Here is an 11,803-nt window from a genome sequence, read left to right as displayed (position 1 = left end):
TGATGAAATATGATAGAAGATGATGAAATAGGTGTTTCGAATGAAGAAACTGTGGCTCATGCAAGGGCTAAGATGCCCGATGAGCAGACAATGAGCGACTTGGGAGATTTTTTTAAAAATTTCGGAGATTCTACGAGGATTAAGATTGTTTCCGCTCTTATTTCAGGGGAACTCTGTGTAGCCGATCTTGCAGAAGTTTTGGAAATGTCGGCTTCGGCCGTTTCTCACCAGCTTAGAATTTTAAGGCAGGCTAAAATAGTAAAAAGCCGCCGAAACGGAAAACAGGTTTATTATACAATAGATGACAACCATGTCGGAATTCTATATTCCGTCGGTTTGGAACACATTAGGGAGGGCAGGTAAATGGATTTAAAAAAAGAAAACGAACACAAGCATGAGCACAGTCATGAAGAACACCATGGGCACCACGGACACGGCCATCATGACCACGATGAGCACTGCTCCTGTGGGCATGACCATGAAGAAAAAGATTGCCATATGCGTGGACATGACCGCCATGAACATGAACACGACCATCACGAGCATAAGCACGATGAACATTGCAGTTGTGGACATGAACACCACGGCCATCATGACCACCATGGCCACCATGATCACAGCCACGATGAACATTGCGGCTGTGGGCATAAAGAAGAAAAAGATTGCAGTATGCGTGGACACGATCATCACGAACATGACCACCACGAACATGATCTCGATCATCACAAACATGACCACCATGAGCATGAACATCATGAGCATAAACACGATGAACATTGCGCTTGCGGGCACAATCATGATGGACATCATAAGCAGGAACATTGCAGCTGTGGACATAACTACCACGAGCATAAGCATGATGACCACTGCAATTGCGGACATGATCATCACGGACACGATCATTCAGGCTGCGGCTGCGAACATCATCACGGCTCCTCAAAAGAGATGGTAGTGCAATTCGGTATTTCGGCCTTGTTTTTTGCCGGAGGTATTTTTGCTCGGATTTTTTTTGATGAAGCCGGAATACAAATTAAGAATTTTTATGCAGCTTTTTCGACGGTTTTATTTGTCATAGCTTGGCTGACAGCAGGCTACAAGGTCTTGTTGACTTCGGTAAAAAATATTTTAAAGGGTCAAGTTTTTGATGAAAATTTTTTGATGTCTGTTGCAACAATCGGAGCTTTTATTTTAGGCGACTGGACCGAGGGTGCAGCTGTTATGCTCTTTTACAATTTAGGCGAGGTGGTACAGCACTCGGCCGTCGAAAAATCTAGGCGTTCAATCATAGATCTTATGGACCTCCGCCCCGACTTTGCCCGCCTTTATGATTCCGATTCTAAAGAAAAACTTGTAGATCCTGCAAGCGTAAAAATCGGCTCCTTGGTTATTGTAAAAGCAGGTGAAAAAATCCCCTTGGACGGCGTCATTTATGAAGGAAGTGCCGAACTTGATACCTCATCTATGACGGGAGAAAGCCTTCCGCGTACTGCAGAAAAAGGCAGCCCCGTACTTGCAGGTTTTGTAAACTTAACGGGGGTTATAACGGTAAAGACAACCGCTTCCTTAGAAAATACCGCTGCCTCAAAGATGCTTGAGCTGATTGAATCTGCACAAAACAGGAAGGCTAGGGTAGAACGCTTTATTACATCCTTTGCAAAGGTTTACACTCCGATAGTTACGATAGGAGCGGTTCTTCTTTCGGTTTTACCGCCTCTTTTAAGTGCGCTTATTTTTTCATCGCCTATTAACGGCTGGGAAAGTTTTGCTCCGTGGATTTCACGCGGTCTTGTATTTTTGGTAATTTCCTGTCCTTGTGCCTTTGTTATTTCGGTTCCGTTGGGGTATTTCGGCGGAATAGGAGGAGCTGCAAAACGGGGTATACTGATTAAAGGTGCCGATTACATAGACGCTCTTTCAAAGGCCGATGCCGTCGTCTTCGACAAAACGGGAACTCTTACCAAGGGAGTTCTAAAGGTTATGACCTTAATGCCTGCGGAAAATGTAGAAAAATATGAGCTTTTAAAATTGGCTGCTCTTGCCGAATTTAATTCTCATCATCCTATAGCTAAAGCCGTTCAAGATTGTGCCCTAGTTAATTTGTCCGACGAGGTAACAAAGACTTTTCCAAATGCCGAGCTTACAGACTATTACGAAAAGGCAGGAAAAGGTATCTCGGTAAATTACAAGGGAAAGAATCTTTTAGCCGGAAAAAATTCCTTTATAAGCGAAAACATAGGAAAGGAAATTCCTTTATATGGAGATGAGATAGGCGGAACTCAAGTTTATGCCGCTTATGACGGAGAGTACATAGGCTGCTTGATTTTAACCGATACACTTAAAAATGAAGCTAGGGAAGCTATATCCGATTTAAATAAATTGGGGCTTTCGAGGGTAGAAATACTTACCGGCGATAATGAAAAATCGGCCAAAAAGATTGCAGAAGATTTGGGCATAAAAAATTACACCTCAATGCTTTTACCCCATGAAAAGGTTTCAAGGTTCGAGGAAATTTCCGATGAAGTAAAAGCAAAGAATAAAAAAGCTTCTGTTATCTTTGTAGGAGACGGTATAAACGATGCTCCCGTATTGGCCCGCTCGGATGCAGGTATAGCTATGGGAGGCATAGGAAGCGATGCTGCCATTGAAGCGGCTGATGTTGTTCTTATGAACGATAATCCCCGTCTTGTTGCTGCGGCCGTAAAACATGCAAGGTTTACCCGAAAAATAGTTTGGCAAAATATAGCCTTGGCCTTCGGTATAAAAATCGGTTTTTTAACCTTGGGAGCTCTCGGCCTTGCAAACCTTTGGGCTGCTGTTTTTGCAGATGTCGGAGTTGCCTTATTGGCCGTCTTTAATTCTTTAAGAGCAAAAAGATAGGTTAATATTAATAAATTACAAAATTAAGATAAACCGGCTCAGCTTTTAACTTGGCTCAGGGCCGGTTTATCTTAATAGCCCTTTGTTTTCCTCATTTTACTTATTTATATTCATAATAAATCAAATTGTTATCTTGCAGAATTTAAAGAAAAGGTTTAAAATTGATATAATAAACAAAGGAGAAAGTTTTATGGAAAAAGTTAATGTTCCCCATCCGCCAAAAACGATTTTGGTTTTTGATCTATTTACCAATCTTGGTTGGATTGCCGGTAATTTTTTTACCTCTATTTTTGTCGGAAGTTCATCCAATTTGAAGGCTGTTGTGAGCTCAAAGGCCTTTATAATAGGTATTCTGATTGCCGTTTTAAGTCCTATCATAAAGCAAAAACTTTTTTTCCCTGCAATTATAAACTGGGAAGAAAATCCCGAAAAAGCAAAGAAAAATATATTAAGGTATGAAACCTTTTTATTGGTTGTACCATTACTGTTTACCGTTGCCGTTCCTCTTATATCTTTGGAAGTTGGGATTATTGGGGAAACCGGTTTGTTCCTATCCTCTCTTTTTAGTACTATAGGTAATATATTCTTACTGGGTACTATATTTTCTTCAAGTACTATTAGAGCTTTCGAAAAATGGGTTTCATTTATTCCTGTCGAAGAAAAATACCTATCTTTTTCGATGATAAAAAAAGTTACTATTGCAAGTATTACTTGTATTATAGCCGTTATTCTTCTTGTACTTGCTCCTATTGTCCGTTTTGAAAATCAAAATATTTATAAAAGACTTGTAAATTCCGTTTTACCTTTGTTCATTTACGGTTTGATTTTATCGGTGCTAAGTTTAGGGATTATTGTCAAATCTATTGAAGTTAGAATTTTTTTGATTCAAAGAATAATAAAGGATTTGGCCGATGGAAATTATAAGAGGGAACCTGTTGCAAGCTGGAACAGGGATGAGATAGCTCTTTTACTGGTGGATATCGGTAAGCTTTTGACTTTTAACAAAACTTTTATAAAGGAGCTTAATGAAAGTGTAGGCCTTTCAGGAGATACGGCCGAATTTCTTTTGTCAAATATGGATAAAACATCCGAGTCGGTCAGAAAAATAACCGATAATATTTCTTCAGCCAGAAATCATATCCAAGATCAATCTTCAGGTGTTGTAAAGATGCAGGGGACCTTAAATCAAATGGCCTCAGGTATAGAAAAATTAGGAAAGAATATTGAAAGTCAGTCTGCCGCCGTTACGGAATCCGTTGCAACGATAGAAGAAATGGTTTCCAATATTCAGTCTGTAACAAAAACCGTAAAAGAAAATGTAGAGTCCATCGAAAAACTAAACGCTTCTGCCGAATCAGGCAATCAAGCCGTTTCGACCGCACACACTATAGCAAAAAATATTACCGATGATTCAGACGGCCTTTTGGAGGCTTCTAATGTTATTCAGCATATTGCAAGTCAAACAAACCTTCTCGCAATGAATGCAGCTATTGAGGCTGCTCATGCGGGAGAGTCCGGAAAGGGTTTTGCCGTAGTTGCTGACGAAATCAGAAAGCTTGCTGAAGAATCGAGTACTCAAGGAAAAACGATTACAGCCGTATTAAATAATCTCAAAACTAAGATTGAAGAGCTTAATTCTGCCGCCGAGACTACGGAAGTCCAATTTGCCGAAATAATGAAAATTCTTTCGACGGTAAATGACGGAAGCAGCTCTATAATGCATGCTATGACAGAGCAAAGTTCCGGAAGCAGTCAAGTTTTGGATGCCATAAAAGAAATAAGCGATATAACTTATGATGTAAAAAGCGGTTCCTTGGAAATACTTAAAGGAAATACTGAGGTCAGTAAAGAAATTTCAAAACTGGTAGAAATTTCAAAATTGATAGACCAAGGCATGGACGGTATAGGAAACGATACCGGACAAATAAATGAAATTATAACTCAGGTAAGCGGGATAAGCGAAAAGAACGAAGAGGCTGTCTCTAAGGTTATGAAGTACCTGTCTCAACTAAGTTTTTAAGTTTATCAAATCTAAAAATCCAACAAGGTTTTTAGAGGTACCCTTAAATAAACTTTTAACCGCCCTCTTAAAGTTTTCGGGAAGGGGGGCGGTAATCTCCTTTGGTAAATCATCTAAAAACGGTTCCGAAAATATTAACTTATAGGCGTGTAAAAAATATGCAGTTTTTTTTGATAAATCTTTAGAAAATACTTTTTTTTGTTTTGAGCCGTATTTTTTATCGTTTAAAAGGGGAGTGCCGAACTGCGAGCATTGTATTCTTATTTGGTGCTTCCTTCCGGTTATAAGGTTAAAAAGCACAAGGCTTAAATTTTCTTCTTTTGAAAAATCAAGGATTTTTATAAGACAAAGACATTCTTTTCCATCGATTTTGCTTTTAAATTCGTTTAAAAAAGGACGCCCCTCAGTTATTCCTATGTAGAATTTACCTATCTTTCCTTCCTGTAGGGCCTTTGAAAATTCTTGGGCTCCTTTTAAACTTTGAGAAAAGGCTAGAATTCCGCTTGTATCCTTATCCAGTCTATGCAGGGCTCCTACTTTAAAGGAAAGACTTTTTTCTTTGGGCGGAAAATATTTTAAAACAGCCTCACAAAGACTTTTTTCTCCGTGTACAAGCTCTCCGAGTCTTTTGTTTATAAAGAGTAAATCATCGGTTTTTAATAGAACATCAGGTTTTGAAATTGCAGAATTTGTTTGATCTTCGGAGAAGGGGGCAGTTAAGCCGAATAGGCTCAAATCCATTGTAATTTCATCGCCTTTTTGAGTCAGGTAGGCCCCATTTTCCTTTTTGCCGTTTACTTTTATCTTCCCTCTGCGTATTGCCGAATATACGCCCGAAAGAGGCATCTTTCCTAAAAATTTCCGTATTACACGGTCCAGTCTCCTGCCTGAATCATCTTCGCCTATATAAAAAAACTTATTTTCTTTACTCATTTATACATTATATACCATTTACAGACTTGACAAAAGAGCTATTTTGTAGAGAATTAAAGATATGTTGGAAACGATGTATAAAACGCAGTGGATTATGTTTTTTTCCAGTCCGATTTTTTTGTCCGCCATAACAAGCTGGATGATGAGTCAGGTTATAAAGACTATTTTTGCATTGTTTAATGCCTCAATAAAGACCCCTATAGATTTTTTTGAGCTGGTTTTTTGGCGTACCGGCGGAATGCCTTCAAGTCACTCCGCTCTTGTAGCATCTTTAACCGTCAGCATAGGTATAAGGCAGGGGTTTGACTCGGATCTTTTTATTTTTGCGTGTTTTATGGCCCTTATAGTTATAAGGGATGCTGTAGGAGTAAGAAGGTCCAGCGGTTTGCAGGCTAAGGCTCTAAATGACCTCGGTGCAAAATTTGCCGAAAAAAATGAAGGTTATCATTTTAGGGCTGTAAGGGAAATCCAAGGACACAAGCCCGTTGAAGCTGTTGCCGGAATTATTCTTGGTATAATTACATCAATATTGTTTGCTTATTTTGGATAATAGCTATGAATCAGCCTAAAAAATACATCTTCTGTTTTGATATTATTGCAGGTTTTTTATTGATTTTCTCTTTTTTCTTATTGATATTTATTCCGATGAGCTCAATGTCTACATTGTGGAAGGACTACCGTATTCTTTTTTTACCTATGGAAGTAGATGAGCCTGCTGTTTTGCAGGCAGCCGAAGAACATGGTATTACGGGGATAATTTCTTCTCAAACCATAGAAAACCGTTTTTCGGATTTGGAAGAACAAGGTTATACCGGCTATCCTTTTACCGATAAAGAGCGATATGCCCAGTGGTTTATAAATGATCAGGAAAATATAAGATATATGTATATTCCTTCCGACAGGCATATAACTAAGGATTTTTTTAAATTTTTAAAGAAAAATACGGGATATTTTTTTATAGAAAACGATTCTTCTTTTTCGGTGTTTCAGTTTTTTATTGCTTTAATATTTTTTGCAGTATCTTTTTTTTATACAAGCCGTAAAAAAAATTATTTTTCTGCCGCCTTTCCCTTTGTTATTTACGCAGCCTTTCAGAGGGGAATTTTAGCTCTTTCTTCCTCAATTCTAATAATGTATACTCTTGCATTTTGGATGGAAGCCATAGGTTCTTCGTTAAAATTTACGAGGGAACAGCTTGTGGCCAGAATCAAAAAAAATCCTCTTTTAGTTTTTTTCCCCTTTGTTGCTTTGATAATTGCGAAATTTAACAGTAATATTTCGCTTGTTCTTTTTGCCTTTGCAATATCGGCTTCAGCTTCTTTTACATACATCATTGAAAGGTTTAGTTTTTTTGCTGAAGAGAGGATTGATACACAAAAAATTCATAAAACAATACGGGCCTATGTGATGAACCCGGAATCGGTTGCAAAATTTTGGCATACAAAGCATTTGTTCGCCGTCTCTTCTTGTGCCCTTTTTTTTATTGTATTTTCAGCCTTGTTTTTATATTTCGGTTTTAATAAAACCATAAAGGCATATCAAAACACCCTATATCTGCCTATGCCTGAGGCCTCGGTTGGAATTTCCGGTTTTTCAAAAAAGGCCTTTGATGAATTAAAAAAAATAAGGACAGGAGATGACCTTCCTGATCTTGGAAACCTTATTTCGGATACATGGAATGCAAAGGTTATTCCCTTTACCCGCCTAGGTCTTTCTCCTCAAGAAAATGACAGGGTCAGTTTTAACGATTTTTCCGTAGATGAAAACGGCATAGTTACGGAACAAGACGGCCTTGTATTTAATTTTGATAATGAGTTTATAAAAAGCGTTATTTCTTTTAGGACCAGCCCCTCTATCGAAGACCTGCTTTACAGTCAGGGAAGGTTTATTACGGCTTCTTATGCACCTAAGAAATTTCCGCTTAACCGTTATAATAGTGCAGCATTGCTTGTTGCCCTTGTTTCGGCTATAATGCCGTTAATGATTATATTATTGAGAGTGTTTGAAAAATGACGGAATTTTTAAGATTTAAACGGGGTAAAGAGGTTTTAGAATACCCTAAGCTTCCTGCCTCGTTTGAGGGCAATGCTTTTTTACCTCAGAAGGCTTTTATACCTATAGCTTTTGATTCTAAAAAGCGTCCGGAAATCCTTGTTATGAAAGGAGAGACCGTAAAAGAAGGTCAAATTATAGCCCGTACTGAGGAGCCTTTTTCGGTCGGCATATACTCTTCTATTCCCGGAATTGTATATGATTTTATTGACTTTACCCTTCCGGACGGAAAACATATTCATGCTGCAGCCGTAAAACTTGAAGGGTCTTTTGATATTCTAGGCCGGCCCTCTGCCGATTATCCGTGGAGGACTTCTTCTAATTCCGAAATCGTTAGAGCAATAGGTTATTCCGGAATTTTAAATACGGCAGATCTTTCAACAGAGCCACTTATTTATCAGGTAAGAAACGCCTTAAAAAAAGGAGAAGCCGATATCTATATAAACCTCTTTGATAAGGACCCTTCTTCAGGTATTGATTCAATCTTGTTTGATCATTTTTTTGAAGATGTTGCAGAGGGCTTAGGTATAATGGCAAAAATCCTCAATGCATCTTCGCTGACCTGCATTCATAAATTAAATAAAAAAGATCTTTACAAGTTAGAAAAAATTTCAGAAACTTGTGAGCCTTTTTGTAAGGTAAAATTTATAAATGCCTCAAATGATTATCCCTTTGTTCAAAAAAATTATTTTGTGAATAAAGAAAATTCTCTTTTAATAGATATTCCTACAGCTATGTATACATATGAAGTTGTAAGAACAAATAATCCTATTACTTCCGTTTATGTTCTTGTAACCGGTAAGGCTATCAATGAACCCAAGGTCTTAAAGGTTAAGATCGGGACGCCTATAGGAAATCTTATAGAAGAGTGCGGAGGCTTTAAAACCGTGCCGGCTCAAATTATACTGAATGGGCTTATCGGCGGTTTATCTGCCGACACTTTGGATATACCTGTAACGAGTACCTTAAAATCGATTCACATTCCGGGGAAAGATAGTATAAAAAAACACTCTATAGAAGAGTGTATAAACTGCGGTTTATGTTTTAATTCTTGTCCTCTCTATTTGGAGCCTAAAAAAATAGTTGAATCCATTGAAGCTGACGACTTAAACGAGGATATTTTAAAACAAATAAATATTTGCAGCGGTTGTGCTTGTTGTTCCGCCTGCTGCCCTTCAAGGATCCCACTGTGTTCCATTATTTTAGAGATGTCAAAAAAAATTAAAAAAGGAAATCTTTTATGAAATCTTATTCTAATCTGTCTTTGACGGCTGCTCCATTTGTGTATACACGCCTTCCCGTTTTTAAAATTAATATTGCCGTTTTATCTCTTTTAGGTATCCAAATTTTGATTTTGGCGCTGAGTGCCGACTTTTATGCTCTTTTAAATATTACAGCTGCCGTTATGGGCGTATTATTTGTAGAAAATTTACTTAGATATTTAGCTTCCTCAAAATTCGGCTTATCCCTCGAAATGATAATTTCAGGTTTGCTGATAGGTTTCTTTATGCCGACCGATATAGGCTTTATTTTTGTTTTTATTTTAAGTGCTTTTTCGGTATTTATTGTAAAAACCGTGTTCGGCGGAACAGGACGGAATTGGCTGAACCCTGTTGCTTTTGCAGTATGTGCTGCGTATATTTCTCGTCCCGAGGCCTTCCCGCCGCTGATTTCAGACTTTTCACTTTTAAGAGAAAAAGGCAGCGTTTTTGCACTGATGGAGGCAAATGGCCTTTTAAAGCTTAAAACGGATTTTACCGTTACCTCTGCTCTTAATTCCCTTTTATTACACGGTGTAGGCGTAACCCTTCCTGAAGGCTATATAAGCCTCTTTTTAAATTCTACATCATCAATACCTGCTTTCCGTTATAATATAGTTACATTGATGTCGTCGATAATACTGTTTTCTATCAGGGCTGTAGATTATATTCTTCCGGCATTTTTTTTGGCAACCTATGCTGTTTTAGTTTGGATTTTCGGAATGGTCCCTGTTTCAAATATTTATTTTACGGGAGATATACTGTCGGCTGTTTTAACGGGCGGCGTTTTATTTGCAGCTTTCTTTGTTATGACGGAGCCAGCATCTTCTCCCAAAACCAAATACGGAAAGGCTATGATCGGTTTTTTTACAGGAGTTTTTGCCTTTTTTATATGTGCTCATGGAGCATCGCCTGCAGGAATCTTCTTTGCTATAATTCTTAGTAATGTTATTTCGCCTCTTATCGAAAGACTTGAGATAAAAATACAGGCTAAAAAAAGGAGCCGTTATGAATAATTCGAGTGTAGAAAAAATAAAAAAATATCTCATCCTTTTTGCTTTCTTTATTGCAGCCGGGCTTATATTATGGGGAAGCGGTTATATAATTTCGGGACTTAAAAACGATGCTTATTTACAGGATGCAGATTATATTTTAAAAAACTCTTCGCTTTGTTCAAAATATCAAGGCATAGAATTTATAAAAGCCTTAAATCCTTCCTCATTGAATATGAATTTTTGTAATGCAGTTTTTGAAGTGAAGATGAAGGAGAAAAAAGGCTATGCTGCCTTTATAAATATGAGCGGAAAATACGGAATGTATCAAGGAATGTTTCTTTACTTTAAAGAGGAAAGACAATGCTTTTTTTGCGGTTTGGGAGGAGGGATTGCCGATAAACCGGCTATATATTACGGCATAATTCCTTTGACAATAAACATCTCCGAGCAAAAATTGCAATCTGCTTTTGAAGGTCTTGAGATAAACCGTAAGGAGGAAAAATAAATGGCTGCAAATAAAAAGTTGATCGTCTTTCTTTTCGGATTGTGCCCCATAATTCCTGCTGCTTCAAATTTTGCATACGGAATTGTTTTAACCGTTTCATTGTGGGTTATCTTTTTTTTGGGGCTTTTAGGAAATTATGCAGGAAAACTGATGGATATTAACCGTTTTAACTATGTATTTGTAAGTATATTTATGATTACAGGTACTGCTTTGGTTAATGCCTTGCTGGAAGGCATATTACCTATAATACACGGCCCTCTTCAAGTATACACGTATATATTAACCTTTTCGTACATTATCTTTTTGGGGCTAAAACAATATTATGAAGACTCGGAATCATTGGATGTGCCTATATGGTATTCGGTCTTGATTTTGAGTTTATCTGCTTTAAGGGAGTTTTTTGCTTTCGGCTCGCTTTCTTTTCCTGTTTCATCCGGTTTTTTATCGCTTCGGCTGCCTTATTTTTCAAATCACCCTCTATTCCGTTTTTTAGGAACAACCGCCGGAGCCTTTATTATCCTCGGGCTTATAATATGGATTTATTTTTCCGTTACAAAAGAATTGCCGACTGTTAGGATGGGAGAGGAAGAATGAGTCTGATTATATTTTATACCTTTGTATCTTCGATTGTTTTTGTATATGGAATAGGCTTGGAATGCCTTTATATCTATCTTGAAAGCCCAAAAAAAGTATACTCATTTTTTATTAAAAATGTCATAGTCGTTTTGATATCGGTCAGTCTGGTTTGGAGTTTAGGTCTTTATATTTTAAACCCGCTTGGAGCCGGCTTTTTGCTTCCTGTTTTGACTATAAGTTTTTTAGAGGCTTTGAATTTGATTTTTAAGCTTGTATGGCCTAAGTTTAGCGGTTTAAAACCTGAAGAAAAGATTTTTAGCTGGGGACTTGTATTTTTTTGCCTTTATCAGGCCTCTACATATCGAGAATGTCTTGCTTTGATTTTTTCGGGTTTTTTTAGTCTTTTTGTATTTTTGTTTATTCTAAATGCAATTAAGCGAAAAACAGCGGATAAAGAGGCTTTTACCGAATGGAAAAAAGCGTCTTTATTTTTGATAAGCATGGGGCTGGTGTTGTCGGCTTTTTATCTTACCGATTTATCGCCTTTTTTTTAATTTTTAACCGTTTTTGAAAAGCTTTGACAAAA

Annotated in this window: 11 protein-coding genes; 10 read left to right on the top strand and 1 reads right to left on the bottom strand. The window is 37.6% G+C overall.

The annotated features are described in order from the left end of the window. The first annotated feature begins 9 nt into the window (after positions 1–9). The 3 genes from HO345_RS06550 to HO345_RS06540 all read left to right on the top strand — a co-directional run bounded on the left by HO345_RS06550 (position 10) and on the right by HO345_RS06540 (position 4,897). On the top strand, positions 10–363 hold the full coding sequence (locus tag HO345_RS06550) for an ArsR/SmtB family transcription factor (protein ID WP_002668756.1): 354 nt from the start codon (positions 10–12) through the stop codon (positions 361–363). Beyond that, a complete protein-coding gene (locus tag HO345_RS06545; RefSeq protein ID WP_253684563.1) occupies positions 364–2,877 on the top strand; it encodes a heavy metal translocating P-type ATPase in 2,514 nt (837 codons plus the stop codon). Between the two features lie 190 nt (positions 2,878–3,067). Beyond that, positions 3,068–4,897 (top strand): methyl-accepting chemotaxis protein, encoded by a 1,830-nt coding sequence (locus HO345_RS06540; protein WP_253684562.1) that lies wholly within the window; start codon positions 3,068–3,070, stop codon positions 4,895–4,897. Here HO345_RS06540 and HO345_RS06535 read toward each other — a convergent pair. Further along, positions 4,886–5,830, bottom strand: a complete 945-nt coding sequence (locus HO345_RS06535) for a pseudouridine synthase (protein WP_253684561.1) — start codon at positions 5,828–5,830, stop codon at positions 4,886–4,888. The two genes, HO345_RS06540 and HO345_RS06535, sit on opposite strands and share 12 nt — an antisense overlap. A gap of 61 nt (positions 5,831–5,891) precedes the next feature. Here HO345_RS06535 and HO345_RS06530 point away from each other — a divergent pair, with 61 nt between their 5' ends. Genes HO345_RS06530 through HO345_RS06500 form a run of 7 tightly spaced genes read left to right on the top strand, consistent with a single transcriptional unit; the run spans position 5,892 to position 11,771 of the window. Beyond that, the gene (locus HO345_RS06530; protein WP_010697151.1) at positions 5,892–6,380 is read left to right on the top strand and encodes a divergent PAP2 family protein; all 489 of its coding nucleotides are present in this window, start codon (positions 5,892–5,894) and stop codon (positions 6,378–6,380) included. Positions 6,381–6,385: 5 nt separating this feature from the next. Continuing rightward, positions 6,386–7,843 carry a hypothetical protein gene (locus HO345_RS06525; protein WP_253684560.1) on the top strand — a complete coding sequence of 486 codons (1,458 nt, stop codon included), beginning with the start codon at positions 6,386–6,388 and terminating at the stop codon, positions 7,841–7,843. Next, the gene (locus HO345_RS06520) at positions 7,840–9,126 is read left to right on the top strand and encodes an SLBB domain-containing protein (RefSeq protein WP_253684559.1); all 1,287 of its coding nucleotides are present in this window, start codon (positions 7,840–7,842) and stop codon (positions 9,124–9,126) included. The genes HO345_RS06525 and HO345_RS06520 overlap by 4 nt, the downstream gene beginning before the upstream one ends. Then, positions 9,123–10,157, top strand: a complete 1,035-nt coding sequence (locus HO345_RS06515) for an RnfABCDGE type electron transport complex subunit D (RefSeq protein ID WP_253684558.1) — start codon at positions 9,123–9,125, stop codon at positions 10,155–10,157. The genes HO345_RS06520 and HO345_RS06515 overlap by 4 nt, the downstream gene beginning before the upstream one ends. After that, complete coding sequence (locus HO345_RS06510) at positions 10,150–10,641, top strand: hypothetical protein (RefSeq protein ID WP_253684557.1); 492 nt, start codon at positions 10,150–10,152, stop codon at positions 10,639–10,641. The genes HO345_RS06515 and HO345_RS06510 overlap by 8 nt, the downstream gene beginning before the upstream one ends. Further along, positions 10,642–11,235 (top strand): hypothetical protein, encoded by a 594-nt coding sequence (locus tag HO345_RS06505; protein WP_253684556.1) that lies wholly within the window; start codon positions 10,642–10,644, stop codon positions 11,233–11,235. It begins immediately after the preceding gene. Then, positions 11,232–11,771: a hypothetical protein gene (locus tag HO345_RS06500; RefSeq protein ID WP_010697159.1), complete on the top strand. Its 540-nt coding sequence runs from the start codon at positions 11,232–11,234 to the stop codon at positions 11,769–11,771. Before HO345_RS06505 ends, HO345_RS06500 begins: the two co-directional genes overlap by 4 nt. The last annotated feature ends 32 nt before the right edge of the window (positions 11,772–11,803 follow it).

Source organism: Treponema denticola (assembly GCF_024181645.1).
Lineage (GTDB): Bacteria > Spirochaetota > Spirochaetia > Treponematales > Treponemataceae > Treponema_B > Treponema_B denticola_A.
This window is presented reverse-complemented; position numbering and strand designations above follow the sequence as displayed.

What these genes read in the sequence shown, in the direction of transcription:
- HO345_RS06550 (WP_002668756.1), top strand. Translation starts at nt 10, where the DNA reads ATGATAGAAGATGATGAAATAGGTGTTTCGAATGAAGAAACTGTGGCT.
- HO345_RS06545 (WP_253684563.1), top strand. Translation starts at nt 364, where the DNA reads ATGGATTTAAAAAAAGAAAACGAACACAAGCATGAGCACAGTCATGAA.
- HO345_RS06540 (WP_253684562.1), top strand. Translation starts at nt 3,068, where the DNA reads ATGGAAAAAGTTAATGTTCCCCATCCGCCAAAAACGATTTTGGTTTTT.
- HO345_RS06535 (WP_253684561.1), bottom strand. Translation starts at nt 5,830, where the DNA reads ATGAGTAAAGAAAATAAGTTTTTTTATATAGGCGAAGATGATTCAGGC.
- HO345_RS06530 (WP_010697151.1), top strand. Translation starts at nt 5,892, where the DNA reads ATGTTGGAAACGATGTATAAAACGCAGTGGATTATGTTTTTTTCCAGT.
- HO345_RS06525 (WP_253684560.1), top strand. Translation starts at nt 6,386, where the DNA reads ATGAATCAGCCTAAAAAATACATCTTCTGTTTTGATATTATTGCAGGT.
- HO345_RS06520 (WP_253684559.1), top strand. Translation starts at nt 7,840, where the DNA reads ATGACGGAATTTTTAAGATTTAAACGGGGTAAAGAGGTTTTAGAATAC.
- HO345_RS06515 (WP_253684558.1), top strand. Translation starts at nt 9,123, where the DNA reads ATGAAATCTTATTCTAATCTGTCTTTGACGGCTGCTCCATTTGTGTAT.
- HO345_RS06510 (WP_253684557.1), top strand. Translation starts at nt 10,150, where the DNA reads ATGAATAATTCGAGTGTAGAAAAAATAAAAAAATATCTCATCCTTTTT.
- HO345_RS06505 (WP_253684556.1), top strand. Translation starts at nt 10,642, where the DNA reads ATGGCTGCAAATAAAAAGTTGATCGTCTTTCTTTTCGGATTGTGCCCC.
- HO345_RS06500 (WP_010697159.1), top strand. Translation starts at nt 11,232, where the DNA reads ATGAGTCTGATTATATTTTATACCTTTGTATCTTCGATTGTTTTTGTA.